Raw genomic sequence first — 26,815 nt, 5'->3', positions numbered from 1 at the left:
CCCGCCGCAGGGCCCTCCCGGCTACACGGGTTCCGCGGGCCCGCCGCAGGGCCCTCTCGGCTACACGGGTTCCGCGGGCCCGAACACCGCGACCTCCTGGCCGAACCCGGCCACGAGCCGGCCGGCCGGGGTCACGGCGAGCGCGCCGACCGGGAAGGGCAGCACCAGGTCGGGGCCGCCGCGGGTGCGGGTCGTCAGGTCCCAGGTGCGCACGATGCCGTCGTCGCCGCCGGTGAGGAGCACCGGGCGGCCCTCGATCCGCGCGGTGGTCAGCGCGGTGAGGCCGTCGGCGCGGAGGGGCTCGCCGACGGGGGCGCGGGTGCCGAGGTCCCGGAGGTGGACCAGACCGTCCTCGCACCCCACCGCCAGCACCGGGCGGCCGTCGACCACCGCCGTCGCCAGCATCTCGATGGCGGGCGGGGCCTCGTCCTCCGGCTCCGCCGCGGGTCCGGACCCGGCGGGCGGTGCGAGGACGATCGGCGCGCCGAGCGGGGCGCCGGAGGCCGGGTCCCACAGCCGAACCGTGTCCTCGTCCGCGGTGACCGCGACCGGGCGGCCGTCGAGTTCCGTGGTGAGCGCGGCGGTCACGCCGGATTCGTGTCCGGTCAGCGGCCCGTGCAGGTCCTCCCCGGTGCCGAGGTCCCAGATCCGGACCAGGCCGTCCGTGTCTCCGGTGACGGCGACCGGGCGGCCGGCCAGTGCCGTCGTCGCCACGGCGCGCACGTCGGCGTCGGGGTCGAGCCCGCCCGGCTCCGCCCCGGTGACGGGGTCCCAGAGGCGGGCGGTGCCGCCGCTCCCGGCGACGATCACGAGCGGACGCCCGTCGACCACCGCGGTCGCCGTCGCGTACACCGGGTCGTCGGGGCCGGTGAGGGGGATGCCCGCCTCGGCGCCGGTGGCCAGGTCCCACAGGCGTGTCGTGCCGTCCCAGCCGGAGCTGACGACCAGCGTGTCGCCGTCCGCCTCGATCGTCGTCACGGAGGTCACCGTGTCGCCGTGGCCGGGCAGCGGGTGGCCCACGGGGCGTTCGGTGTCCGGGTCCCAGCGGTGGACCCTGCCGTCGCCGGTGCCGATGAGCACCACCGGCCGCCCGTCCGCCGTGGACGCGGCCAGTGTCCGCACGCGGCCGAGCGGACCGGCGAAGGCCTGGGCGGTCTGCCGTCCGGTGGCCGGGTCCCACAGCCGCACCATGCCGGTGGTGTCGCCGGTGACCACCACCGGGCCGGCCCCGCTCGTCACCGCCGCCACCGACTGCGGCCAGGTGGTGGAGCCGGCGAGGCGCTCGCCGAGCCGGGCACCCGACGCCAGGTCCCAGAGGGTGGCCGTGCCGTCGGAGCCGCCGACGACCACGGCCGGACGACCACCGGCCGACACCGTGGCCAGGGACTCCACCGCACCGGTCCCGGTGGCCAGGGGTGCCCGCAGCCGGCGTCCCTTCGCGAGGTCCCAGACCCGGACGGTGCCCCCGAAGTCGCCGGTCACCGCGACGGGCCGCCGGTCGAGCACCGTCGTGGCGACCGAAGCCAGCCGGTGCGGGTAGGCGCTGCCGGAACCGGCGGGATCGCCCATCGGCGCGCCGGCCGGTTCGCCGGTGGCCAGGTCCCAGACCCGGACGCTCTGGTCGTGGCCGCAGGTGACGGCCACCGGGCGGTCGCGCAGCGTCGCCGTGGCCACCCCGGTGACCCAGTCGGTGTGGCCGGTCAGGGGCGCGTGCCGGAGCCGTCGCGTGTGCAGGTCCCAGATCCGTACGGCCTTGTCGGTGCCGGCCGAGACCGCCACCGGGCGGCCGTCCAGGTCGGCCGTCGCCACGGCGAGGACCCGCCCGGTGTGATCGGCGAGCGGTTCGCCGGCCGGTTCGCCGGTGACCAGGTCCCACAGGCGTACGGTACCGTCGTCGCCGCCGGTGACCACGACCGGGCGACCGTCGACGGTGACCGGTCCCGCGGCGACCGCCGACACGCCGTCCGGGTGACCCGCCGTGCTCCAGCGGCAGCCGCCGAGCTGGACGCCGCTGGCCCACTCGACGCGCCGGCGCGCGGAGGGCTCGTCCGCCACCGGTACGGCATCGATCCGTGCCGAGAGGTCGAGGTCCCCGTAGCGGGCGGCGTCGAGTGCCAGCAGGTGGCGGCGCACGGCGGCGGGGGCGTCCCGGTGCCGGTGGGCCGAGGCCTGGTACACCGCGGCGCCCAGACGTCCGAATCCCCAGGCCCTGGGCAGCAGGGTGAGCATCGTCGCCGGGTCGGCGTGCACCAGGAACCCCGCGTCGGCGAAGGGGATGGAGCCCAGGTAGGTCCCGACGGCCTGGCGCAGCCCGGGGTCCGGTCCCTCCGCGGCGCGCAGCCACAGGGCGACGGCCTCCTCGACCTCGCCGTTCTCGGACAGCAGTGTCCCGAGCCGTTCCTCGGCGAGCTGGCGGTAGGGGTCGACCGTCGACCGGACGGCGCCGCGCAGCAGTTCCTCGGCCTGCTCCCGGTGGCCGCGCTCGCGTGCCCGGTCGGCCTCGTCGATCAGCGCCGCCGTGGCGACCATGTCCTCCGCCAGATGCGGCGGGAGTGAGGAAAGGTCCACCAGTTCCTCGGGGCGGGCCCATGCCCTGGGATCCTCGGCATCCGGCCGGGCGGGTGCCTGGCGCGGGGCACGCGTACGGCGCCCGCCGAACAACTTGCCTATCCAGCCGCGGTGTTCCTTCGAGTCGGTCATCCCTCTCCCCACGCGCTCCGGTCCGGTGGGGTTCACCCTACTGAGGGGCGCCGGGTGCCGGGTGCCGCCGGGTGATCCGCGCGGAGAGTCCGGCGGGGGTGTGGTCCGGCGGCGCGGTGGAGCGGTGGTCAGGGGTGTCGGGTGGTGGTCAGTTCCTTCTCCCAGTGGAGGAGGTCGTCGAAGTAGCGCCGGCCGTCGTCCGTCCACACGGCGGCCGGTTCCAGGGCCTCGATGGTGCCCCGCAGGCGGCGCAGCGCGTCGTCGCGCCGGGTGGCGACCTCGGCCGGGGCCGTCGGTTCCGCCGCCCAGCGGGCGAGGCCGTGGGACATGCGCGCCAGGACGTGGGCGGCGTGCACGGCGCCGGAGACCGGGCGTGGGTCGGGGCGCAGCGGGTGGCTGATCAGGAGGTCCCCGTTGGTCACCAGGGTCGCGAAGAGGTTCCGCAGGTAGAGCGCGTGGTGACCGGTCTCGTGCAGGAGTGCCTCGAAGGCGGCCGGGGTGCTCTCGACGCTGGAGGAGCCGAGGTAGATGGCGCCGAAGGTCGGGCGGAGCGTGGCCGAGCGGAAGGCTCCGCCCTGGACGTGCACGATGACCCGGATCAACAGGTCCATTTCCAGGGCGGCTTCGGGCCAGACCCGGCGCAGGACGACCCGGGCGGCTTCCAGGTGGGCGATTCCCTCGGTGAGGTCCGGTGCGCCGAAGTCGGCCTCGCCGGTGCCGTGGGTCTGCCGGATGTCGGCGAGCAGTTGGCCGGTGCCCCATCGGCACCAGTCGGGCAGCGGGTCCGGCCCGCCGGGTGTGAGGTGTTCGAGCGGCGGCATCAGGCCGGCGTCCGCCAGTGCGCCGGCCAGCTCCGCCACGTGGGCGGGGTCGGCGTCGTCGCCGGAGGTCGCCGCCCAGACCAGGCCGGGGTGCAGACAGGCGGGCGCGGGCCCGGCGGGCAGGGCCGGGCCCAGGCGCCGCAGGATCTCCTGGTGGTGGCCGCGGACCAGGCTCATGGTGCCGGCCGGGGTGATGCCGACCCGGACCGCCTCGTCCTGCCCGGCCCCCATCAGGCGTCACCCGACGGGGAGTCCACCGCGAGGATCTCGCCGAGCGAGGCCGTCTCGGCCTTCTTGAGCTGCTGCTCGCGGGCCTGGAGGCGCCGCACCACCAGCGCGGAGATCAGCTCGTCGCTCAGTCCCTCCAGGGTGCGGAAGACGTCCTCCCGGACTTCCTTCCAGATCTCCTTGGAACCGCCGCTCAGCGCCTCGGACTTGCGGGGCAGCCGGCCGCGCAGCGCGGGGCTGCGTTCGGCGGCGAGGTCGAGGACGTCGTGCAGGATCTGGGTCCAGGTGTCCTCGACGCCGTCGGAGAAGGCGATGTGGACGGAGCCCTCCGCTCCCGTGGTGCCCTCGTGGTAGAAGCCGCGGGGCAGGTAGAGGCAGTCGCCGGCGTGGAGGGTGACTTCGAGGCGGAGCGGGGTCTGCGGGGTGACGCCCGGCTTGGAGCGCTTGACCGGCCACTTCACCGGCGGCTCGTGCAGCCGCCAGGTCTTGGAGCCGGCCAGCTGGCGGATGAAGATGCTGGCGAGGTCGTAGTGCGCCTCGGCGCCCTTGGAGTTCGGCGGGGTCAGGAAGGCGTTGGCGGCGACGGGCACCCCGATGTCCTCGGACAGTTCGGAGCAGAACACCTCCACCTCGGGGCAGTACGTGGACATCGCCTGGTAGACGAGGGTCGCGCCCTGCCGCATCTGTGCGGCGACGTACCGGGGGTCCGCGAGCCCGGACAGCACCCGGCGTTCGTCGGAGCCGTCGTCGCCGGGCTTGGCCGCGTGCCGGACCCCGATGTCCTTGCCGTGCTTCCAGAGCCGGATGTACGGGGTGCGCAGTCCTCGCTCGAACAGGAGCTGCTCGGCGATGCCGGTCGAGAACACGTGGTCCAGTTCGCCCATGTCCCGGCTGACGTACGGCTCGGTGTCCCGGATGGACACCAGCTTCGACGGATCGTCGAGGAGCTTCTCCACTGCCATGTCATACCTCCACGTCTCCGAGAACCGGCTGTTCTTCGTGTTCTTCCTGATGGAAGTCGCGCACCCCGGGCACGGCCAGCACCAGCAGGGCGGCGCCGAGCTGTACGACGGCGGCGACGACGAGGACGGTCGTGCGCCCCACCGCGTCCGCCAGCGGTCCGATGACGGCCAGGCCGAGCGGCAGCAGGGCGAGGCTGCACAGCCAGTCGACGGAGCTGATCCGGCCGAGGAGCGAGGGCGGGAACTGGCGTTGCAGGGCAGTGTGCAGAAGGGTGTTGAAGGGCATCATCGCGAAGCCCGCGATCATGTATCCGGCCACCACCCACCACAGCGAGAACGGGGTGAGCAGGACGAGCGGCACGAGTGTGAACAGCGCGTTGAAGACCATCGCGCTGGTGCCGGGGTGCTTCAGCCTGATCCGTCCGACGACGATCGTGCCGATGAAGCCGCTGAGGCTGAACATGGCGATGACCAGGCCGTAGGCGGACGGGCCGGCGAACCTCTCCTGCGTGATGACCGGCAGCAGCACCATGTGGGGCGCGACGACCAGCATGGTCTGTATCGCGGTCATGGTGAGGATGGCCGCGGTCCAGCGCACGCGGCGCACCGCCGCCAGTCCCTCGCGGATCTCCCGGACCATGGACGAGCGGGACGTCTGCCGCCGCATCGGCGGTTCGGTGACGGCGAGGACGCACAGCAGGCTGATCGCGAAGGTGGCCGCGTTGGCGGCGAAGGCCACCCGGGTGCCGACGGTGGCCACCAGGACGCCGCCGAGCGCGGGCCCGACGACGGCCGCCGCGCTCTCCATGCCGCCCCGCCAGACGTTGGCGCTGAGCAGCCGGTCCTCGGGCACGAGTGAGGGCACCAGTCCGCCGTAGGCGGGTCGGAAGAACGCCTCTCCGCTGCCGACGAGGAAGGTCATCACGGCGAGCGAGAGGGTCGCGGTGTCGAACGCGCCGAGGACCACCACGGTGATGGCCGCCAGCCGGAAGCCGTCGGCGAGCATCATCGCGCGGCGCCGGGGCACGCGATCGGCCCAGACACCGCCGATGAGCACGAACAGGACGGTGGCGAGCATCCGGGCGCCGATCACCAGACCGACGTCGCCGGCGTCTCCGCCGGACTCGATCACACGGAGGGACACGGCCACGTTGAAGAGCTGGTCGCCGACGGCGCTGACCGCCTGTCCGGCCCACAGGTACCGGAAGTCGCGCAGTTCCATGGCGCTGCCGGCCAGCCGGCCGGCCAACAGGGTTTTCGCGTTGGGCATGTTCAGATGATCGCGCTCGCCGCGGTGGGGTCGGTCAACTCGCCGTAACCGAACCCGCAGCAGTCGCCCGTGATGTCCTCGTCCCGCACCAGGCGGGGGTGTTCCTCCCCGGTGAGCGGGAGGTCTGCCAGGTCGACGGGGTCGGGTTCGTCGTCGATGTAGAGTTCCGCGCCGTCGGTGATGAGGTCGAGGTGCACCTTCTCCTCGTAGTCGACGACGGCGCGGTCCTGGTTGTGCTGGCCGAACCCGATGTGCACGCCGACACGGCGTTCGTTGATGTGCGAGTTGGCCGGGATGAACCGGTCGATGCCGTTGTTGGTGCCGAAGCCCAGCTCGCCCACGCGCATGCCGTGCGGCTGCTTGAAGCAGAGTTCGACCAGTTCGCGTACGTCGTCGTCGCCGCCGGTGAAGCCGGTGGCGCGACCGTCCGCGATGTCGACCGTCAGCGGGTGGTCCGCCAGCCGGGTGTCGATGCGGGTGATGACGTTGCAGTTGAGCGCCCCGTCCGCCACGAGACGGCCGTCGATCCCGGCGGGGTAGGTGGCGATCTCCCCGGCGGGGAGGATGGTGAAGCCGCCCGGGCGCCAGACGCCGCGGTTGCTGATCCAGTCGTAGCGCTCGGCGTCGAGCCGGATGCGCAGGTCGGTGCCGCCCCGGCTGCGGACCCGGACGGTGCGGGCCCTGGTCAGGCGGGTCAGCAGCGCGGCGTTGCGGGCGCTGAGTTCGTCCGGTCCGAGGTTGAGGGCCTGCTCGAAGAATTCCCGTGACGCGCTGATGATGCGGACGATCATGCAGCGGTCGCTGCCGAACCGCTGCATCAGATGCAGCAGCGGCGAGAAGTGGGACATCGTGTCGCGTTCGAGCGTGAAGACGACGAGCCGGCCGGTGAAGGAGGCGGGGTCCGGAACGGCGGATTCCAGGCGGGCGGCGAATCCGTAGTCCACGAGTGGCCGCATGCCGATGGCCTTGGCGGTGGTGCCGCGCTGCTTGAGTCCGGCGACCAGCCAGGCGGCCGCCTCCCGGCTGTCCGGGGCGAAGACGACGACGCAGTGGTCGCGATCGGTGAGGCCGGCGTACCGGTCGAGGAGTGCATCGACTCCATCCCGCAGGTCGCGGCTGGGCTGGACGACGGTCAAGGCGTGCTCCCCCTGGCTTCGGGTCGGGTCGGCGGTTCTTCCGGGCAAGGGGAATTCCGGCCGCGGGCATCGCACGCGGCCGGAACCCCTAGGGTCTTGCCAGGTGTCGGATGGCGCTCGCCGATTGTCAGGTGGCGACGAACCACGCCATCAGCGGACCCTCTTCGCCGCTGCCGACCGGCACGAGGACCTCGGCCGACTCGGCCTCGGAGAGCTCGCGCAGCGCGTCCTCGACCAAAGACTCGTACGAGGGCGCTTCCATCGTCTCTGCTTGTGTCATCTTTGACTCCTCTCAGACAACAACAGTGCCGCGTGATGCTAAGCAGCATGCTCATGCCATATCAATGGGGAATTGGCCCTCAACTTCTGTTTAATCGCGGCTACTCGGGGTATCGCGCACTCGTGTCGAAGGCGACGAATCTCAATTCCGAGGTGTAGCGGCGGTTTTCCGCGTCGGTGAGCCAGGACTGTTCCGGGGTCGGCAGCATTTCCGTGAACACCGCGGTGCCCAGCGGGTCCTTGCGGGCCAGCCGGCGCAGTGCCTTGGCGAGGATCGTGACGTAGACGGGGCTGTCGAAGTCGACGTAGAACGGCCGGGATTCGGTCGGCGAGACCACGAAGACGTAGCGGGGCAGGCCCAGCCGGGCGCGCCAGCGGCGGGCCCCGACGAAGCGGCGGGCCTCGTCCTTCTCGTCGGCGAACTCCGCGTCCGCGGCCGGCAGGCGCCAGGTCTCGCGCGCGACGACCAGGCGGTCGAGGGTGACGCGGGGGGTGTGGTCCGCGCTCGGCAGCAGTTGGAAGAGGTCCATCGACAGCGTGGTCAGCACGTGGGAGAAGACGTCCAGGGCGGGGAAGGCCGAGCCGTCCGGGAGGCGGACGACCAGCTCGCCGGCCTGCTCCGCCACGGTGGCGTCGGCGCTGCGGACCGTACGGGCGGGGTCGGCGGCGAAGTCGGCGAGGGCCACCTGCCGGTCCTGGGGGCGGACGAGGGTGTGGCGCACCCGCGCCGAGAGCCGGGCCCGGTGCTCCTTGGGGATCAGGGGCATCAGCCGGGGGCCGGGGTGGTCGCGGTCGGTGAGCCGCAGGAGTTCGTCGGCGTCCGGGTGCTGGTGGGTGAAGAGGGACGCGCCCAAGGTGTTGGCGGCCAGGTGGAGTTCGCCCAGGACGAGGGTGAAGTCGCCGCGTGCCACGGCGTCCGTGCCGTCGGCGGCGATCAGGACGTCGGGGCTGAGGTAGCGGGCCGTCGTCCAGGCTGCACCGGTGGCCGAAAACCGCTCTCGTACCGCCGCCTCGATGCCGGCCGACGTCATCGTGACCCGGCGGGCGTCGGGCGGGGGCGCCAGGATCTGCTGCCAGCGCCGGGCGAACTCGCCCTGCAACCGCGTGGCCTTGGCGCGGGCGGCGCCGTGCAGCACCGGCAGGCAGGCGAACCAGAAGGAGGCCAGGTCGACCGGTCCCTCGGCGGCCAGCCGGTCGTACACGCGGCGGATCTCCTCCCGTACCGTCGCGGCGAGTTCCGCGGTGAGCCAGGCGGCGCTGTCCATCAACAGCCCCAGCGGGCGCAGCGCTTCGAGCATCGCGGGGCCGAGGCGGGCGGTGGCGGACCGCCGGGTGTCGGAGTACACCAGCGCCCGGCAGGGTGCGGTCGACGCGGACTTCTCCCGTACCGCGGCGGTGGCGGTCAGCTCGGTGAAGTCGTGTTCGAGCCCGGTCAGCGCCGCCACGAGGGTGTCCACGTCGCGGGCCGCCGCCACCCGGGCGCGGCCCCGTTCCAGCCGGTCCAGTGCCGCCAGCCCGCGCCGGCGCGGTTCGGGCGCGCCGACGGTTTCCAGCCAGGCGCGCAGAGCCCGGTCGGGGTGGGTGTCGGCGGGGAGTTCGAGGCGCCAGACCACCCAGCGTCGGGCGACCAGGTCGGCCAGGACGGCGGGGACGTCGGTGTCCGGGAGTTCGGCGGCGATCTCCCGGGCCGGGCGCACCCCGTCGCAGCGGGCGAGGACGGCCGCCGTATCCGCGGGCACGGGCTGTGCGCGCCGGCCGGGCACCCGGACGCGGTCCCCGTCCAGCACCAGGAACGGCACCCGGCGCGGCGCGATCCACTCGCGCAGGGCGGGGTCGGCGTCCAGGGTCCTGGCGAGCGCGTCGATGCCCCATGTGGCCCAGTAGACGGTCGACTTCGCGATCAGGCCGGTGCCGGGGTCCACGGCGAGGGCCCGGGTGGCGGAGTCCCAGCGGCCCCAGCCGACCGGGCCGAAGAAGCCGATGGTGTCGTTCTTCACGCAGAACCGCTGCCAGTAGTGCGCGACCAGTTCCTCGCGCTGGCGGGGCATGCTGCTGCGGCTGTCCGCGCTCGGCGTCCAGCGCAGGAACGGGGCGATCCCGGAGGCGAGCACCGGCCGGTTCTGCCAGGCCACGGCCTCCCGGAAGGCCGGTGTCCGGGCGATGTCCTGCAAGGTGTGCGCGGTCGTCACGGCGGCGTCCGCGAAGAGGCGGGCGAAGCCGGTCCACTCGGGGCCGTCGAGCGGCTCGCCGGCCCCGAACTTGTCGGCCGCCTCGGCCAGTCCGGGCGGGGCGAGGCGGAGCACGCCGTCGGCGGGGAAGCCCGCCCCGCGCAGGGCGAACTGTTCCCACAGCCGCCAGCGGCCGAGGGACGGCACGAGGTCTTCGGTCATGGCACGGCTCTCCTTGGCGAGCGCGGGTGGACGGAGCGGCTGCGCGGGGCGGGTCAGGCCGTGCCGTAGTCGGCGTCGACGACCTCGGCCAGTTCCAGAGGCGTCGGGTAGGCGAAGACCAGGGAGACCGGGACGTCGGCGCCGAGGACCTCCTGGAGGCGGCCGGTGATCTGGAAGGCGGTCAGGGAGTCGCCGCCCGCCTCGTAGAAGTCGGTCCGCGCGGTGAGGTCGGGCAGGCGCAGCACGTCCCGGAAGATCTCGACCAGCAGGTCGACGGTGGTGGTCGAAGCGGCGGTGGCGGTGGCGGCGTCGGTGGTCATGGCGTGGGCTCCTTCGGGTGTGCGCTGGTGAGGGTGTGGTGGTGCAGGCGGGCGGGGGTGTTGCCGCCCGAGACGATGGCCACGGCCCGTTCGCGGCGGCCGGCCCGGAGGGCTCCGGCCAGGGCGACGGCTCCGCTCGGCTCGGCGTCGACGCCGAGGCGGTGCAGCAGGGCGGTGGCGGCGAGGATCTCCGCGTCGCCGACGGCGATCAGGTCGTCGACGCGGTCGCGGATGATCGGGTAGGGCACCGCTCCCGGGCTCTGCCCGCGCAGGCCGTCGGCGACGGTCGTGCAGGCGGGCAGCCGGACCGGGTGCCCGGCGGCCAGGGAGCGGGCGTAGCGGGGGGTGAGGGCGGGTTCGACGCCGACCACGCGGACCGGGCGGTCCCCGGCGGCGAGGCAGAGGCCGGCGAGGAGTCCGCCGCCGCCGGTGGGGACGTACACCGTCTCGGTGCCGGGGGCGTCGGCCAGCACTTCGAGGCCGACGGTGCCCTGACCCGCGACGACCAGGGGGTGGTCGGAGGACGGTACGAGGACGGCGCCCCGCTCGGCCGCGAGGGACCGGGCGCGGTCCTCCCGCTCCGCCACTCCGCCCTGGACCCGTACGGTCTCGGCGCCGAGCGCGCGGATGGCGGCGGCCTTCGCGGGCGCCGCGCCCGCCGCGAGGACGACGGTCAGCCGGATGCCGAGGGTCCGGGCGATCCGGGCGAGGGCGATGCCGTGGTTCCCGGAGGACCCGGTGACGACCCGGTCGGCGCCCAGCGCGAGGACGGCGTTGGCGGCCCCGCGCATCTTGAACGACCCGCCGAGCTGGAGGTGTTCGGCCTTCAGCAGCAGCTCGGTTCCGCTCGCCGTGGTCCTCGGGCCCGGCAGCAGGGGGGTGTGCACGACGTACGGGCCGATCCGCGAGGCCGCGGCCAGCAGGTCGGCCCGGCCGGGACGCCGCCCGCCGGCGACGCCGCGGGGACCCGGCCCGGCCGCACCGGAAGCGTGCCGGACCTCGCCGGGGCGCACCCCGGCGGTGCCGACGGCGACGGCACGGGCGGCCATGAGGCCGGCCGCGACCGGCTCGCCCCCGCCCCGGTTCGGACGGCTCGCGCAACCCGCGCGCCCGGCCACGCCCGGTCCCCCCGCGTCCGCGCCCCACCCGGCCGCGTCGGCGGTCCGGGGGGTGCCCGCCATGGCGCTCATGCCGTCCTCCCGGTCGCCAGCAGCCGGCGGTCGGTCTTGCCGCCCCGGGTGGTCGGGAGGGCGGTCAGGCGCAGGAAGCGGCGGGGCATCAGGTGCGGGGGCAGGGAGCGGGCGAGGTGGCGGCGGAGCTGGGCGTCCGTGGTGGCCGACAGCTCACCGGTGAGGTGGGCGAGGAGGTGCACCCGGCCCAGTTCGTCGGTGTCCGGGGTCACCGCCGCGCCCGTGACGGCGGGGTGGGCGAGCAGCGCCCCCTCGATCTCGGCGGGGTCGACGCGGTAGCCGCGGATCTTGATCTGGCGGTCGGTGCGTCCGGCGTAGTGCAGGCCCCGCGGGCCCCACCAGCCGAGGTCGCCGGTGCGGTAGAGGCGGGCGCCGGGCGGGCCGAGCGGATCGGGTACGAAGCAGGCCGCGGTGCGGGCCGGACGGCCGCCGTAGCCGCGGGCCACACCGGTGCCCCCGATGTACACCTCGCCCACCGTGCCGTCGGGCACCGGGGCCAGGTCCGCGTCGAGTATCCGTACGACGGCGCCCGCGCGGGGGGTGCCCACGACATCGGTGGCCGGGTCGGGGACGGCGGGCACGCCGTACCGGGTCGTGGTCATGGTGCACTCGGTCGGGCCGTACTGGTTGACGAGCCGGCCGGGGACGAGACCGCGTCCGCCCGCGGCGAGGAACGGCCGCAGGGACTCGCCGCTGACGGCGACCAGGGTGACCCCGGCGAGCGGTTCGGCGAGTTCGGCCCGGCCGGACAGGTGGGTGAGGAAGGAGGGGGTGACGCTGAGCAGGGCGGTCACCCGGTGCTCCCGGACGGTGCGGGCGAACTCCGCGGGCCGCAGGAGCCGGGCCCGGTCCACGATCACCAGGCGCGCCCCCGCCAGCAGCGGGACGAAGGTGTCGCGGATGGAGGCGTCGTAGCCGAGGGGCGCCGTCTGGAGGGCCACGGTGTGCGGGCCGAGGCCGAACGCGTGGGCGGCGTCGCGCAGATAGGCGTCCAGCGCGCCGTGTTCGACCAGGACGGCGCTGGGTTCCCCGGTGCTGCCGGAGGTGTGGCTGACGTAGGCGAGGGCCCGTGGGCCGGCCGGGGCGGTGGGCGGCCCGTCGGCCGCGGTCCGGGGCGGCTGGTCCAGCAGGACGGTGGGCAGGTGGAGGCCGAGTGCCGGGGCGAGGGCCGAGCGGGTCAGCAGCAGGCGGGCGCCGGCGCTGCGGACGAAGGACGCCAGCCGTTCCTGGGGCTGGGCGACGTCCAGGGTGAGGAAGGCGGCGCCGCAGCGCAGTACGGCGGCCATGGCGGCGACCGCGTCGGTGCCGTGCTCGACGGCGACGGCGCAGACCGTCTCGGGCCGGGCCCCGTGCGCGCGCAGCAGACGGGCGATCTCCTCGATGCGGGTGTCCAGTTCGCGGTAGGTCACCTCACCGGCCGGAGTGCTCAGCGCGATGCGTTCGGGGTGCCGCCGGGCGTGGGCGGCGATGTCGTCGGCGACCGTGCGCATCACTTCTCCCCCGCGTCGGCGGCGGTCAGGTCGACGGCCACGAACCGGAGTTCGGAGGTGTAGCGCCGGCCTTCGTGGTCGGTGAGCCAGGCCTGCTCGGGGGTGGGCAGCATCTCGCTGATCTTCAGCCGGGCCCCGGGGTCCTTGCGGGCGAGCCTGCGGGCCGCCTTGGCGAGGATGGTGACGTAGACGGGGCTGTCGAAGTCGACGTAGAACGGGCGGGGTTCGGTCGGCGAGACGACGAAGACGAACCGGGGCAGGTCGTGCCCGCGCTGCCAGTGCCGGGCCCGGACGAAGCGGGCGGCCTCCGCCTTCTCGTCCGCGAAGTCCATGTCGCCGACGGGCAGTTGCCAGGTCTCGCGGGCCACGGTCAGCCGGCCGATGGTGATGCGCGGGGTGTGGTCGCCCTCGGGCCGCAGCGTGAAGCGGTCCATCACGCGCTGGGTGAGGGTGTTGGCGTAGGCGTCGAGCACGTCGTACTCGGTGCCGTCGGGCAGGACCGCGGTGAGCCGGCCGGCCCGTTCCTCGATCCGGACGTCGGCGCCGAGCACCGTGCGCGGGCGGTGCGGGTCGCCGGTCTGGTCGACCAGGGCGACGTAGTGGTCCTCGGGCCGGTCCAGCGAGGGCCGGCTGCGGGTGGACCACTTCAGCGGCAGTTCCTTGGGCAGCATGGGCATGAGGCGCGGGCCGGGGAAGTCGCGGCTGGTCTCGGCGATCAGTTCGGACCGGTCGGGGTGCTGGTGCACGAAGAGCGAGGCGCCCATGGTGTTCAGCGCGCAGTGCATCTCGCCGAGGACGAGGTCCACGTCGCCGCGGGCGAGGGCGTCCGCGTCGTCGGCGACGACCAGTACGTCGGGGCTGATGTAGCGGGCCAGTGACCAGCCGTCGCCGGGCTCGTCGAACTCCTCGCGCACCCGGTCGGCGACTTCGGCGGTGGTCAGCCGGACCCGGCGGGCGCCCGGGGGCAGGTCGAGGATGCGGGCCCATTTGGCGCGCAGTTCGGCCTGGATCGTGTTGATGAGGTGGCTCGCGTCGGGGTGCGGGGAGGGCAGGGTGTGAAGCCACAGGGTGGCCAGGTCGACCGGTTCGCCGTCGGCGCGCAGCCGGTCGTACACGGCGTGCAGGCGGGCGCGGACGGCCTCGGCGAAGCAGTTGGTCATCCAGCGCGCGGCGGTCAGGCACAGCTGGAGCGGTTCCAGGTGGGCCAGCAGCCCGGGGCCGAGGGTGGCGGTGGCGGCGCGGCGGGCGTCGGAGTACACCAGTCCCCGGCAGGGCGCGGTGCGTTCGCCCTTGGCGCGCTGGGCCTCGCTGTCGGTCAGCGCGGCGAAGTCGTCCTCCAGCGCGGTGATCGCGGCGGTCAGGGCGGCGGCGTCGGTGCCGGCGGCGCGTACCGCGTCCCGGCCGCGTTCCAGTACGGCGAGACGCTCCAGCGCCCTGTCCCGGGCGGCCTCGTCGGGGACGCGTTCCAGGATGGCGCGCAGGGCGCGGTCGGGGTGGGTGGCGGCGGGGACGTCCAGCCGCCACTGCACCCAGCGGCGGCCGACCAGTTCGCGCACCACCTCGGTCACCTCGTCCTCGGTGCGGCCGAGTTCGGCGGCGATGGCGTGCGCGGGGCGGGTGCCGTCGCAGCGTTCCAGCACGGCCTGCGCGCGGGCGTCGATCGGCTGGACGGGGCGTCCGGGGACCCGCACGGTGCCGTCCGCGCAGCGTACGAAGGAGACCCGGCGCGGCGGGATCCAGCGCATCAGCGCGGCGTCCGTCGCCAGGACCTTCGCGAGGGCGTCGATCGCCCAGCCGGAGAAGTAGACCTCCCGCGCGGCGAGGAAGCCCTCCCCCGGGGTCACGGCGACGCCGCCGCTCCCGGAGAGGTCCCAGCGGCCCCAGCCGACCGGGCCGAAGAAGCCGATGGTGTCGTTCTTCACGCAGAACCGCTGCCAGTAGTGCGCGACCAGTTCCTCGCGCTGGCGGGGCATGCTGCTGCGGCTGTCCGCGCTCGGCGTCCAGCGCAGGAACGGGGCGATCCCGGTGCGCAGGACGGCGGGGTTCTGCCAGGCGAGCGCGGCCTGGAAGCGGGGCCGGGCGGCGATCTCCTGGAGGTGCCGGGCGGTGTCCACGGCGGCCGTCGCGAGGTCCTCGGCGAAGGTCCGCCACTCCGGTCCGGACAGCTCGGCGCCGGGGGCGAACTTGTCGGCGGCCTCGGCCAGTCCGGGCGGGGCGAGGCGCAGCACGCCGTCCGCGGGGAAACCGGGACCGCGGAGCGCGAACTGCTCCCACAGCCGCCAGCCTCCGCCCGGCAGCAGGACAGGTGCGTGCTCGTCCGACATCGCGTGCTCCTTCCGGAAGGGGGTGCTCGGGAATCGCGTGGCCCGGCGGGGCGCCGGGGTGCCGGGCGGCCCCCGACCGGACAGCACGGTCCCGCGCCGGGGCCGTAGGTCACCAGGGAAGATCCGGCAGCAACGGGTGCCGCCGGTTCGGCGCGTTCGTCCCTGACCCGGTGGCACGGCGCGCGGCACGCTTGCGGCGCCGGCCCTTCTCCGCGGCCGGACCGACATCTGCGGGAGGTTCACCGTGACGCAACCCAACTCCGCGCACTCGGGCGGCGACGAGGCCCGTCCGGGCGCCGACGACGTGTATCTCGTGGTGCGCAACGACGAGGAGCAGTACTCGATCTGGCGGGCGGACCGCGAGCTGCCGGCCGGCTGGTACCGGGAGGGCCGCAGCGGCAGCCGGCAGGAGTGCCTGGACCACATCGACGTGATCTGGACGGACATGCGCCCGCTGAGCCTGCGCCGCCGGCTCGCCGGGGCCGATGTCTGAGGCCCGGCCGGCGCCGCTGTCGTCACCGCCGGCCGCCCCTTCGCCGCCGGACCGTCCGGCCGGCGCCCCGCCGCCGGCGCGGTCGGCGGTGCGGGCGGGCGGCGGCAGCGTGGCCGTGCTGCCGCCGCTGTCGCCGCTCGACATCGGTTCGGCGGCCGTGCCCGGCCGGGCACGGCCGCCGGACCGGGTGGAGCCGCTGTGTCCCGCCGTACTGGACCTGCCCGGCCCGCTGCACCGGCCGTACGCCGCGCGCCCCCGCGCGCTGCGGGGGCCGTTGGAGCTGTACCTCGCCGAGGTCGGGGCGCAGGACGAGCAGGCACTGCTGTGGGCACAGGAGTTGCTGGACGGGGAGGAAAGGGCGCGGGCCCGTGCGTTCCGGCGGGCCCGCGACCGTGACGCCTATGTGATCGCGCACGCGACGCTGCGCGCGCTGCTCGGCCCGCTGCTGGGCGTGCGGGCGGACGAGCTGCCGCTGATGCGCGAGCCGTGCGCGGGCTGCGGTGCCCCGCACGGCCGGCCGGCGCTGCGCGCGCCGGGGCTGCACTTCTCCCTGTCGCACAGCGGGGACCTGGTGCTGGTGGCGCTCGCCGGCACACCGGTCGGGGTCGACGTCGAGGGGCTGGCCTCCGCGGAGGCGGTGCGCAGCGCGCAGTGCGCGCTGCACGCGGCGGAGGTGGCGGAACTGGCGCGGCTCCCGGCATACGAGCGGCCGGCCGCCTTCACCCGGACATGGGTCCGCAAGGAGGCCTACCTGAAGGGTCTGGGGACGGGGCTGGTGCGCGATCCGGCGCTGGACCACGTCGGCACCGGCGACCGGCCCGTCTCGCCGTCGCCGCGCTGGACGCTGCGGGACGTGCTCGTCCCCGCGGGGTACGCGGCGGCCGTGGCGCTGCGCCGGGAGTGACCCCGCGACCATACGAACACCTGCGAGGGGGACCGGCCCATCGGCCGGTCCCCGCCGTGTTTCCCGGACCGCGCCGGCCGCGCCCCACCTTCACCACTCCCCCACGTCCGGAGCGCGACCCCCACGCTACGATCGCCGCGTGACCGCTCCGGAACCCACCATCGTCGCCACCTCCGGAGGGCACCGCGCCGGAACACGTACGCGGGTGCTCTTCGACGCCCTGGTCCACCACGCGGTCGACCTGGCCGGTGTGCACGGCAGGCGCCCCCGTGTCCTGTACGTGGGCACGGCGATCGGGGACGCCGAGCACGTCGCGGCGCGGATGAGCGAGGCGGCCCGGGTGGCCGGGTTCGACCTGATGCCGCTGCACCTGTTCCCCATGCCGAACGTCGAGGACGTCGAGGCGACGGTGCTGGACCACGACGTGGTGTGGGTGATGGGCGGCTCGGTGGCCAACCTGCTCGCGGTGTGGCGGGTGCACGGCCTGGACGCGATCATGCGGCGGGCCTGGCGGGCGGGGGTGGTGCTGGCCGGGGTGAGCGCCGGTTCCATCTGCTGGTTCGAGGGCGGCGCGACGGACTCCTTCGGGCCCGAGCTGCGGCCGGTGACCAACGGCCTCGGTCTGCTGCCGTACGGCAACGGCGTGCACTACGACTCCGATCCGGGCCGCCGCCCGCTGATCCACCGGCTGGTCGCCGACGGCACCCTGCCCACCGCGCACTGCACCGACGACGGGGTGGGCCTGGTCTACCGGGGCACCGAACTGGTCGAGGCGGTCGCGGAGTTGCCGGACCGGGGCGCGTACGTCGTGCGCCGGGAGGGCGAGCGGGCCGTGGAGGAGCGCATCGTGCCGCGGCTGCTGCCGTCCCCCGGCTTCTGAACGGCCGCGGCCGCCCCTCGGCCCCCGCACGTCAGATCAGCCCGTGGCGCACGGCGCGGGCCACCGCGTGGGCGCGGTTGCGGGCCTGCAGACGGGCCATGATCTCGTAGACGACGTTCTTGACGGTGTGTTCGGAGCAGTGCAGCAGCCGGGCGATGCCCGCGTTCCCGTGCCCCTCCGCCATCAGCCGCAGCACCGAGAACTGGCGGGCGGTGAGGGCCGGTGGCCGGTCCTCCCGCGGTCCCGCCTCGCCGTGGGCGGGGCCGGCGGTCAGCAGGTGGGAGAGTTCCGGGTAGGGGATGCTCGGGTGCGGCGCCCCGGCGCGGCGCACGGCGGCCGCCAGGCTCTCCTCGGTGAGGTCCGCGGTCCTGAGCACCACGGCCCCGGCGCGCAGGGCCCCGAGCAGCCCGGCCCTGCCGACCGTGTCGCACACGAGCAGCAGCGGCCCGGGCACCCGCAGCCCGCGCAGGGCCCGTTCGGCGTCGTCGGCGACGACGACGGTGACGGTGCCGGGCCCGCCGGGGCCGGGGGCGCAGTCGAGTCCGGCGCGGTCGGCGAGGGCGCGCACGCGGTTCGCGTGCCGCGACGGCAGGACGCACAGGGTGGTGGGCACGCCGGGCGCGGCGGTCAGCGTGGCCGTCACAGCAGGCCCGCCCGGAGCGCGTAGGCGACGGCATGGGCGCGGTTGCGCAGCCGGAACCGCTGGGTGATGTCGTGCACCACGGTGGTGACGGTGCGGGGCGAGTAGGCGAGGCGCTGTGCGATCTCCGCCGTCTCGTGTCCGTCGGCGACGAGTCGCAGCACCGAGCGTTCCCGGTCGGAGAGGGCGCCGCCGGCCCAGCCGGTCCGGCCGTGGTCGGGCCGGTCCAGGACCTGTTCGAGCAGGTCGGTGGGGACGGTGCAGTCGTCCTGGGCGGCGGCCAGCACCGCGTGGGCCAGACGGGACGCGTCGGCCTCGCGGCGCGGCAGCAGGCCCCGGGCGCCGGCGGCGAGGGCGTGCAGGGCGTCGCCGGAGGCGAGCGCGCCGGCCACCAGGACGACGGCGGGGCGCTGCCCGTGCGCACGGGTGGTGCGCACCATGTCGAGTTCGGCCGGGCCGAGCCGGTCCACCGTGAGGACGGCGACCCGGGCCTCCGCGGGCTCGCACACGGCCAGTTCCGGGCAGGCGAGCAGGGTACTGCGGGTGCCGGCCTCCAGGACCGGGTCCAGGGCGACCACACCGACGGGTACGGGGACTCCCATCTGCTGCTCCTTGAAAGTCGTCCGCCCGGTCGTGAACGCCGGGGCGGTTCGTGGTTTCTGCGCTCCACCGTGCCGTCGGGGGGTGGGGGCGGGCATCGGTAGTCGGTCCCCACCTTTCCGGGGACGGGTGTGGGGGACGCCGGGGACGGTGGGGGTGTCCGCCCGGTCCCGCAAGCCGTCTTACCTGCTCCGGCCGCCGGTGCGGGGCCGGGCGCCGGGCGCGGCGCGGCCCATCCCGCCGCGGGATGGGGGGCGGGGGCCGCGGCTCATGGGGGATCGGCCCGGCGGAGGGTGGGCGCGGGGGTCGTGCGAGCCTGCGGGGTGCGGCCGCCCCGCCGTCGTACGGGGGTCTGGGTAGTCGCCTTCCCACCTGCGCTTTCCCCGCGTCGGGGCGGTCCGTGCGGGTGCCTCCCCCACCCGTGGGGAGGGGGCCGCGCAGAATATGGGGGTCACTTCCCCATGTGGGGGTCGCCCGGTGTCTGCGACCTTCGTTGACGTGACTGAGACCGCCAGCCTCCCGACTCCCCGGAGCGCCGGCCTGCCGCTCGACTGGTGGGCCCCGGCGCTGTCCCTCGCGGAGCGGCTCGCCGCCCCCGGACGCCCGGCCGCGACCGCCGACCCCGACGCCCCCGTGCGCGCCCCCTGGGCCGCCGGGGACGCGGAGGGCTTCGCGCTGCGGCTGGCGCACCTGGGGGTGGACGGTGCCACGGCGGCGGCCCTCGCGGCGGAGCCCGCCGGGCGGCTCGCGGCCCGGGCCGCCAAGCCCGGTTGGGCCACGTACGTCGAGGCCGCCGTGGAGGCCGCCCCCGAGCGGCCCGGGGAGCCGGACACGGACGGTGCCGGGCCCGAGGTCTTCGCCCATGTGGTACGGCCGCTCGTCGCCCCGGTCGCCGGCCGGCTGGCCGGCTCGCCAGGCCCCGAACTGGCGCTGTGGCGGGCGGAGTTCGGCCGGTGGCTGACGCGGCAGCTGGCCGGGGCGGCCGCCCGTACGCTGGTGCGGGAGCTCGACGCGGCCCGCCGCGCCGGGCGTCTGGAGGGGGCGGGTCCGCGCGAGCGGTTCGCGTCCTTCGTCGCACGCACCGGCACCCGGCGGGGCCTCGGCGAACTGTGCGCCGCCTACCCGGTGCTGGCCCGGATGCTCGGGCAGACCGCGCTGGACGCGCTGGCCGCGACGGCCGAACTGATGGCGCGCTTCCGGGCCGACCGGGACGACCTCGTCGCCGGCCTCCTCGACGGCCGCGACCCCGGTGTGCTCGTCCGGGTGGAGCTGGGGCTCGGCGACGCCCACCAGGGCAACCGGTCCGTGGCGGTCCTGCACTTCGCGGGCGGGGCGCGGATCGTGTACAAGCCGCGTCCGCTGGGCCAGCACGCCCTGCTGGACGAGCTGGCGGCCTGGCTGGACGCCAAGGTGCCGGGGCTGGCGCTGCGCACCGCGCGCACCGTGCGCCGGGACGGCTACGGCTGGCTGGAGTTCGTGGCGCACCGCTGGTGCCGGTCGGTGACCGAGACCGACGCCTTCTACCGCCGCCAGGGTGCGCTGCTGGCGCTGCTCTACGCGGTGGACGGTGCCGACATGCACTACGAGAACGTCATCGCCTGCGGGGACCAGCCGGTCCTGGTGGACGCCGAGACGCTGCTGCACACCGGGCTGGGGCAGGCCATGACGGCCGGCGCGGACCCGGCCGCGGACGCCCTGCACGGCTCCGTGCACCGCACCTGTCTGCTGCCCCATCTGCTGATCGGCGAGCACGGGGCGCTGGACATCTCCGCGCTGGGCCGGTCCACCGACGGCACCTTCCCCAGCGAGGGGCTGCGCTGGGAGGACAGCGGCCTGGACACCATGCGCGCGGTGCGCGGACCGCTGCTCAGCCCGGCAGGGCAGAACCAGCCGCTGCCCGGCGGGCGCCCGCTGGAGGGCGCGGACCACCGGGCGGCGCTGCTCGACGGCTTCCGCACGGCCTATGCGGCGATCGCCGCGCACGGCGCCGAACTGACCGGGGACGAGGGCCCTTTGACGATCGGCGCGGACAGCCCGGCGCGGCTGATCGCCCGCTCCACCCGGCTGTACGCGACGCTTCTGGAGGAGTCCACCCATCCGGCGCTGCTCGGTGACGCGCTGGCCCGGGACGGGGTGTTCGCGGTGCTGTGGACCGAGTCCGAGCACGACGCGGCCCGCCGGCGGCTCGTCGAGCACGAGACGGCGGACCTGTGGCGCGGCGACGTCCCCCTGTTCACCCATCGGCCGTCCGGTACCGGGGTCCGGGCGGCCGACGGGACCTGGCTGCCGGACGTGCTGCCCGAGGCGAGCCTGGCCGCGGTGCGCAAGAAGATCGCGCGGATGGACGAGATCGACTGCCGCGACCAGGAGTGGATCGTGTCGGCGACGCTGGCGGCCCGGGGCGCCGCTGCCCCGGCGGGCCGGCCGCGGTCGGCGCTCGCGGTGGCGCCCGTGCCGGCCGTCGTGCCCGACGCCTCCCGGCTGCTGGCCGCGGTGTGCGGGATCGCCGACGACATCGCCGCCCGTGCGGTGCGCGACGGCGGCCGGGCCAACTGGCTCGGTCTGGAACGGGTCTCCGGGCCGCACTGGGCGGTGCTGCCGATGGGTGCCGGGCTCGCCCAGGGCTACTGCGGGGTCGCGTTGTTCCTCGCCCACACGGGCGCCCTGACCGGGGCCGGCCGGTACACCGCGCTGGCCCGGGAGGCGGTCCGGCCGCTGCCCGCCCTGCTGAAGGCCCTGGCCGCCGACCCGGAGCTGGGCGCGGCGGCGGGGCCCGGTGCCTACGACGGTCTCGGCGGCGTCTGTTACGCCCTGGTCCGGCTGTCCGCCCTGCTGGACGGGGAGCTGACGGACTGTCTGCCGGACGCGCTCACCGCGCTGGCGCACGCCGCGGCCGGCTGCCCGGACCCGGGGCTGGCCGGCGGTACGGCCGGAGCGCTGGCCGCCGCCGTCGCCGTGCACGAGGCGACCGGTTCGCCCGAGGCGCTGCGGCTGGCGGACGAACTGGCGGACCGGCTGCGCACGGTGGCGCCGGACCCGGGCGCGCGGACCGGTTTCGCGGACGGCACCGCCGGGATCGGCTGGGCGCTGCTGCGGTACGCCGCCGTGCGGCCCGAACGGTCCCCGGCGCACACCGCCGCCGCGCGGGCCCTGCTCGACGCGGCCGTCCGGCAGCACACCGGGGCCGACGCCGCCGACCTCTCCTGGGCCCGCGGGCTCGCCGGGGTGGCGGCCGCCGCCCGGATGCTGCCCGACGACCCCGACGACGCGGTCCGGCCCACGGCGGCGCTCGCGGACCGGCTCCGGGACGCCGAGGTGGGGCCCGACCTCAGCCTCGCCCAGGGCGCCCTCGGCACCCTGGAGGCCCTGGCCCTGTTCACCGCACGGGGCGACGGGCCGGCCGCCGGGACGCTGACCCGGCGTACCGGACAGGCGCTCGCGCTCGTCGAGGCGCAGGGCCACCGGTGCGCCACCCCCGACGAGGTTCCCTCCCCCGGGCTGCTGACCGGACTGTCCGGCATCGGCTACGGGCTGCTGCGCCTGGCCCATCCGGACACCGTGCCCTCCGTCCTGCTCCTCGGCCACCCCGGCCACTGACCACCACGCTCACCCGCACTTCGGCACCACGGCACTTCCTCCGCCTCCACCCCGTGCGCGACGCACGGACCACCAGAAGGGGTTCACCGTCATGGACAAGCACCTCGCCGTCACCGCCGCCGACGCCACCGAGACCGCCGCCGAGGAGCAGGACGCGGCGGGCGGTATCACCCTCAAGGGCCGCAACCGCGCCTGCGCCCGGGCCCGGGTGCTGGCCGGAATGGTTCTGACCAGCGGCCTCGTCATCACGCTGAGCACCATCGACACCTCGGTCTCCGCTCCCCGGTGACCGGCTGCCGGTCCTGACCCGGCGTGATGGCGCGGGCCCGTCCGACGGGTCCGCGCCGCCGTGTGTGAGGGGACCGGTGCGAGACGTGACCATTGCATCTGCCCCAGGTCCCGATATTCCGATTATCATCAGCGTTCATGCGTTCCCATGCGCCTTCCCTGGTCGGGCGGGACCCCCAACTTGACCTGCTTGAACGCGCGTTGACCAGCGCCCAGCAGGGACGCGGCGGTGTGGTCTTCCTGGTCGGAGAGGCCGGGGTCGGCAAGTCGCGGCTCGCCGCCGAGGTCGTGGGCGGCGCGCTGGACGCCGGCATGCGGGTCCTGCGGGGCCGCAGCAGCACCACGGGCCCCGCGGTGCCGTTCCGGCCGTTGACCGAGGCCCTGATGTCGCTGTTCCGCGGCGGTGCGGACATGGACGACCTGGCCCTGGGCCCGTACCGGCCGGTGCTCGGGCGGCTGATCCCCGACTGGGACACCGGGGAGCGCGAGAGCAGCTCGATGGTGATCCTGGGCGAGGCGGTGCTGCGGCTGCTCCTCGCGGCCGGCCGCGGACAGGGCCAGCTGCTGCTCCTGGAGGACCTGCACGACGCCGACCCGGAGACGCTCGGCGTCCTCGAATACCTCGTGGACAACCTGGAGTACACGCCCGTCCTGCTGCTCGCCACCGTCCGTACGGACTTCAGCGACGCCCTGGACCTGGCCCAGTCGGCGCGCCGGCGCGGCGTCGCCACCGTGCTGGAGATCCCGCCGCTGACCCGGGCGCAGGCGCACGAGATGATCGCCGCCCAGCTGGGGGTGGCGGATCCGCAGGAGGTGCCCGAGGCGGTGCTGCGACGGCTGTGGGAGGACAGCTCGGGCAGCCCCTACCTGGTCGAGGAACTGCTCCAGACCATGATCGGGTCCGGCACCCTGGTGCAGGGCCCGGACGGCTGGCGGGCCGTCGGCGATCTGCGCAGCGATGTCTCCTCGACGCTGGCTCGGGACATCCTGCGCCGCATCGACCGGCTCGGCGCCCAGGGGCTGACCCTGCTGTCGGCCGCCGCCGTGCTCGGCCGGCGCTTCCCGCTGACGGTGCTCCAGCGGATGAGCGGCGTGGACGACCGCGCGCTGCTCAGCCATCTGCACGCGGGCGTGGCCGCCCGCCTGGTCATCCCGGACGAACCGGCCCCCGACTGGTACTCGTTCCGGCATTCCCTCACCGTGGAGGCCCTGTTCACGCAGATGACGCCGGGCCAGCGGGCGGATCTCGCGCGGCGGGGCGCGGAGGCGGTCGAGGAGCTGCACCCCGATCTGGGCGGCGACTGGTGCGCGCTGGCGGCGGGGCTGCGCAGCGAGGCCGGGGACCGCACCGAGGCCGGGCGGCTGTTCGCGGACGCGGGCGGCCGGGCCCTGTCGGCCGGGGCGCTGGGCTCCGCCGTGACCCTGCTCAGCCGCGCCGAGGGCCTGCTGGCCGACGCGGGCGACCCGCAGGCGCGGGCCGCGGTGCTGGAGAACCTGCTGCCGGCGCTCGCCGAGGCGGGCGACTTCGCCCGCGCCTTCGAACTGGCCGAGGACCTGCACGTGCTGGGCGGCTCGGGGCTGAGCCCGGTCCGGCTGGCCACGCTGCACACCCGGCTGGCCAAGGTCGCGCACACGGCGGGCCGGTGGAGCGACGGCAACCGGCAGGTGGCCCGCGCCCGGGAGGTGCTGGCCGCGGCGCCCGACGAGACGACGGCCGCCGCCGTCGACGTGACGGCCGCCTACCTGGCCCTGGACACCCCCGGCCCGGACCGCACCCAGCACGCGGAGAAGCTGGCCCGGTCGGCCGCCGACACCGCCGAACGGCACGGGCTGCCCGTGGTCGCCTGCCAGGCGCAGGAGCTGCTGGCGACCGTGGCGCGCGAGCGGGACCCGGAGGAGTCCGAGGCGATGCTCCGGCAGGCCCTGGCCACCGCGGAGCGCCACCGGCTGCCGCTGCAACGGATGTACGCGGCCACCCGGCTGGGCGGCAACGCGTGGCTCGCCGAGGGCGACACGGCGGGTCTGCTGGCGGCGCGCGAGGAGGCGCTGCGGCTCGGCTCGGTCAACATCGTGCACACCGTCGAGGGCATCCTCGTCCTCGACGGTGTGCTGCGCGGCCGGTACGACACCGCGCGCGCCTCGGCCGCCGAGTGCCTGGCCGTCGTGCGCCGGCTGCGGCTCGCGCCCGCCGTGCGGTACGTGCTCATGGCGCAGGGCGTCCTGGAGGCGCACCACGGCAACCGCGCCGGGATGGAGGCGGCGCTCGCCGCGTTCGCGCAGTGGGACGGGGCCGGATCGCAGGAGGAGCCGCTGAGCCACGGTCTGGCCCGTGCCTTCTGCGCGCTCCTGGAGGAGGACCGGGAACTGGCCCGGCAGGACCTGGACACGGTGCTGGCGCTGGAGGCGGACAACCCCTCGACCTACCACCTCAGCGGCACCCACGGCCTGGTGCTGCTGCTGGACGTGCTCGCCGGGCGCGCGGACCGGGCCCGGCACGCGGAGGTCACCGCCACCGCGATGGCGCGGATGCGCTGGAACCGGCAGTTCGTGCTGCTCGCGGAGGCCGTGCTGCTCGGCCGGGAGGGCGAGGGGGCGGGGGCCGCGCGGGCGGTCGACGCGGCGCAGGTGGTGGCGGAGCCCTACCCGCTGGCCCGGCACCTGGGGCTGCGGCTGATCGCGGACGCGGCGCACGAGGACGGCTGGGGCGATCCGGTGGGCTGGCTGCGGCGGGCCGAGCAGTACTTCCACGAGCGGGACGTGCCGGCCGTGACCGGCGCCTGCCGGGCGGGCCTGCGCCGGCTCGGCGCCCCCGTGCGCCAGCACCGCACCGGCAGCAGCGGCATCCCGGACCAGCTGCGCGTCCAGGGCGTGACGGTGCGCGAGTTCGAGGTGTTCCGGCTGCTCGCGGAGCGGCTGTCCAACAAGGACATCGCCGACCGGCTGTTCATCTCGCCCCGTACGGCGGAGAAGCACATCGCCAGCCTGATCACCAAGACGGGGGCGGCCAACCGCGCGGACCTGTGCGCCCGGTCGGCCGCCTTGCGGGAGGGTTAGCGCATCTCGCGCACCGCCCTGGACCCCAGCACCGCGAGTCCCGTGAGGGCGAGCACCGCGGCGACCAGGCCGAACAGGGCGAAGGTGTTGATCCGGGCCAGCGCGCCGCACACGATCAGGGAGAGCGGGGCCACCGCGTAGCCGAGGACCATGTCGACGGAGATGACCCGGCTGAGCACGTCCCCGGGGATGTTGCGCTGGATCCAGCTGAGCCCGAACACCCCCTGGAAGCCGATGGCGAAGCCCATGGCCAGGACGGTCCCGACGACCGCGGGGGTGCTGTGCACCAGCCCCAGCGCGGCCATCCCGGCACCCAGCCAGCCGGCCAGGGCGGCCACCAGCAGCCCGACCCGCGGCCTGCCGCCCAGCGCGCCGCCCGCGAGCGTGCCGAGCATCGCGCCCCCGGCGAGGGAGCCGTTGAGCACGCCCAGGGTGGCCGAGCCGCCGCGCAGCACCTGGTCGGCGAGGGTGGCGAAGCCGACCGTGAAGGGCCCGGCGTAACAGAAGTTGACGGCGGTGTCGAGGGCGACGACGGTTCGCAGCCGCGGGTCGCGCAGGGTGAAGGCGACGCCCTCGCGGATGCGGGCGCCGAGGGAGGGCTGCCCGGTGTCCGTCTTCTTCGCCGCCGGAGCCGTGCGGGCCCGGGGCCGGATGCGGGACACGCACCAGCCGCACAGGGCGAAGCAGACCGCGTCGACCACGAACGCGACCGGCGCCCGGGTCAGCGCGATCACCACGCCCCCGACCGCCGGTCCGACCACGGCGGCCGTGCGGGAGCCCGCGCCCAGCAGGGCGTTGGCCGGGGTGAGCAGGTTCTCGTCGACCACCGAGGGCAGGATCGACACCCGGGCGGGCTGGAAGAAGGCGTCGACGGCGCCGAACGCGGCGGCCGCCGCGCACAGCATCCACACCGTCAGGTGCCCGCCGAGCCCGGCGAGTCCGACCCCGGCCATCAGGGCGGCGCGGGTCCAGCTGGAGGCGATCATCAGGGTGCGGGTGGACCAGGAGTCGCCGAGGCTGCCGCCGACCAGGGTGAGCAGGGTGCGGGGTACCGCCTGGAAGGCGAGGACGTAGCCGAGGGTGAGGGTGGAGCCGGTCAGGCCGAGGGTGATCCAGGAGAAGGCGACGACGCTGAAGCCGTCGCCGAGCAGGGACAACGACTGTCCCAGCCACAGCAGTTGGAAGGGCCGCTGCCGGGCGGGGGCCCACAGCCGGGGGCCGGCGCCGGCGAGGGTGGTGGCCATGGTGT

General features: G+C 75.5%; 20 protein-coding genes. 6 read left to right on the top strand and 14 right to left on the bottom strand.

The features are described from left to right. Window positions 1–60: 60 nt before the first annotated feature. From BLW85_RS34290 to BLW85_RS34250, 11 genes are all read right to left on the bottom strand, one after another. Window positions 61–2,700, bottom strand: a complete 2,640-nt coding sequence (locus BLW85_RS34290; RefSeq protein ID WP_074995135.1) for a WD40 repeat domain-containing protein — start codon at window positions 2,698–2,700, stop codon at window positions 61–63. 128 nt (window positions 2,701–2,828) lie between these two features. Further along, window positions 2,829–3,752 (bottom strand): aKG-HExxH-type peptide beta-hydroxylase, encoded by a 924-nt coding sequence (locus BLW85_RS34285; RefSeq protein WP_074995133.1) that lies wholly within the window; start codon window positions 3,750–3,752, stop codon window positions 2,829–2,831. After that, window positions 3,752–4,711, bottom strand: a complete 960-nt coding sequence (locus BLW85_RS34280; RefSeq protein WP_074995131.1) for a JmjC domain-containing protein — start codon at window positions 4,709–4,711, stop codon at window positions 3,752–3,754. Before BLW85_RS34280 ends, BLW85_RS34285 begins: the two co-directional genes overlap by 1 nt. Before the next feature lies 1 nt (window position 4,712). Beyond that, the gene (locus BLW85_RS39630) at window positions 4,713–5,981 is read right to left on the bottom strand and encodes an MFS transporter (RefSeq protein ID WP_074995128.1); all 1,269 of its coding nucleotides are present in this window, start codon (window positions 5,979–5,981) and stop codon (window positions 4,713–4,715) included. Between the two features lie 2 nt (window positions 5,982–5,983). Then, window positions 5,984–7,117 (bottom strand): 2,5-dihydroxypyridine 5,6-dioxygenase NicX family protein, encoded by a 1,134-nt coding sequence (locus tag BLW85_RS39625; protein ID WP_074995126.1) that lies wholly within the window; start codon window positions 7,115–7,117, stop codon window positions 5,984–5,986. 127 nt (window positions 7,118–7,244) lie between these two features. After that, complete coding sequence (locus BLW85_RS39620) at window positions 7,245–7,397, bottom strand: hypothetical protein (RefSeq protein WP_167381455.1); 153 nt, start codon at window positions 7,395–7,397, stop codon at window positions 7,245–7,247. Between the two features lie 100 nt (window positions 7,398–7,497). Continuing rightward, entirely contained in the window at window positions 7,498–9,786 is a 2,289-nt protein-coding gene (locus BLW85_RS34270; RefSeq protein WP_074995124.1) for a lantibiotic dehydratase, read from the bottom strand. 53 nt (window positions 9,787–9,839) lie between these two features. Further along, entirely contained in the window at window positions 9,840–10,106 is a 267-nt protein-coding gene (locus BLW85_RS34265; protein ID WP_070027710.1) for an acyl carrier protein, read from the bottom strand. Beyond that, window positions 10,103–11,296, bottom strand: coding sequence for a threonine ammonia-lyase (locus BLW85_RS34260; RefSeq protein WP_244174962.1), 1,194 nt, complete (start codon window positions 11,294–11,296; stop codon window positions 10,103–10,105). The genes BLW85_RS34265 and BLW85_RS34260 overlap by 4 nt, the downstream gene beginning before the upstream one ends. Beyond that, window positions 11,293–12,786 (bottom strand): amino acid adenylation domain-containing protein, encoded by a 1,494-nt coding sequence (locus tag BLW85_RS34255; RefSeq protein ID WP_074995122.1) that lies wholly within the window; start codon window positions 12,784–12,786, stop codon window positions 11,293–11,295. The genes BLW85_RS34260 and BLW85_RS34255 overlap by 4 nt, the downstream gene beginning before the upstream one ends. Further along, window positions 12,786–15,110: a lantibiotic dehydratase gene (locus BLW85_RS34250; protein WP_070027712.1), complete on the bottom strand. Its 2,325-nt coding sequence runs from the start codon at window positions 15,108–15,110 to the stop codon at window positions 12,786–12,788. Before BLW85_RS34250 ends, BLW85_RS34255 begins: the two co-directional genes overlap by 1 nt. Before the next feature lie 304 nt (window positions 15,111–15,414). On the opposite strand from BLW85_RS34250, the gene BLW85_RS34245 reads away from it, so the two are divergent. The 3 genes from BLW85_RS34245 to BLW85_RS34235 all read left to right on the top strand — a co-directional run bounded on the left by BLW85_RS34245 (window position 15,415) and on the right by BLW85_RS34235 (window position 17,387). Further along, window positions 15,415–15,603: an MbtH family protein gene (locus tag BLW85_RS34245; protein ID WP_239697848.1), complete on the top strand. Its 189-nt coding sequence runs from the start codon at window positions 15,415–15,417 to the stop codon at window positions 15,601–15,603. After that, complete coding sequence (locus BLW85_RS34240) at window positions 15,596–16,507, top strand: 4'-phosphopantetheinyl transferase family protein (RefSeq protein ID WP_079172519.1); 912 nt, start codon at window positions 15,596–15,598, stop codon at window positions 16,505–16,507. The genes BLW85_RS34245 and BLW85_RS34240 overlap by 8 nt, the downstream gene beginning before the upstream one ends. 139 nt (window positions 16,508–16,646) lie before the next feature. After that, window positions 16,647–17,387 carry a Type 1 glutamine amidotransferase-like domain-containing protein gene (locus tag BLW85_RS34235; RefSeq protein WP_074995119.1) on the top strand — a complete coding sequence of 247 codons (741 nt, stop codon included), beginning with the start codon at window positions 16,647–16,649 and terminating at the stop codon, window positions 17,385–17,387. 31 nt (window positions 17,388–17,418) lie between these two features. Here the strand turns inward: BLW85_RS34235 and BLW85_RS34230 are convergent, their stop codons facing one another. Continuing rightward, window positions 17,419–18,030 (bottom strand): helix-turn-helix transcriptional regulator, encoded by a 612-nt coding sequence (locus BLW85_RS34230; protein WP_070027715.1) that lies wholly within the window; start codon window positions 18,028–18,030, stop codon window positions 17,419–17,421. Beyond that, window positions 18,027–18,629, bottom strand: coding sequence for a helix-turn-helix transcriptional regulator (locus tag BLW85_RS34225; RefSeq protein WP_070027716.1), 603 nt, complete (start codon window positions 18,627–18,629; stop codon window positions 18,027–18,029). The genes BLW85_RS34230 and BLW85_RS34225 overlap by 4 nt, the downstream gene beginning before the upstream one ends. Window positions 18,630–19,125: 496 nt before the next feature. On the opposite strand from BLW85_RS34225, the gene BLW85_RS34220 reads away from it, so the two are divergent. The 3 genes from BLW85_RS34220 to BLW85_RS34210 all read left to right on the top strand — a co-directional run bounded on the left by BLW85_RS34220 (window position 19,126) and on the right by BLW85_RS34210 (window position 25,566). Further along, window positions 19,126–22,224, top strand: coding sequence for a type 2 lanthipeptide synthetase LanM family protein (locus BLW85_RS34220; protein WP_244174961.1), 3,099 nt, complete (start codon window positions 19,126–19,128; stop codon window positions 22,222–22,224). 91 nt (window positions 22,225–22,315) lie between these two features. Next, window positions 22,316–22,513 (top strand): hypothetical protein, encoded by a 198-nt coding sequence (locus tag BLW85_RS34215; protein ID WP_074995113.1) that lies wholly within the window; start codon window positions 22,316–22,318, stop codon window positions 22,511–22,513. Between the two features lie 137 nt (window positions 22,514–22,650). Further along, window positions 22,651–25,566, top strand: coding sequence for a helix-turn-helix transcriptional regulator (locus tag BLW85_RS34210; protein ID WP_074995111.1), 2,916 nt, complete (start codon window positions 22,651–22,653; stop codon window positions 25,564–25,566). Here the strand turns inward: BLW85_RS34210 and BLW85_RS34205 are convergent. Next, complete coding sequence (locus BLW85_RS34205; protein ID WP_070027720.1) at window positions 25,563–26,810, bottom strand: MFS transporter; 1,248 nt, start codon at window positions 26,808–26,810, stop codon at window positions 25,563–25,565. The two genes, BLW85_RS34210 and BLW85_RS34205, sit on opposite strands and share 4 nt — an antisense overlap. Window positions 26,811–26,815 lie beyond the last annotated feature (5 nt).

The organism is Streptomyces misionensis, from assembly GCF_900104815.1.
Taxonomy (GTDB): Bacteria; Actinomycetota; Actinomycetes; order Streptomycetales; family Streptomycetaceae; genus Streptomyces; species Streptomyces misionensis.
Note: the sequence above shows the minus strand (reverse complement) of the source record. Positions and strands in the feature narration are given on the sequence as shown.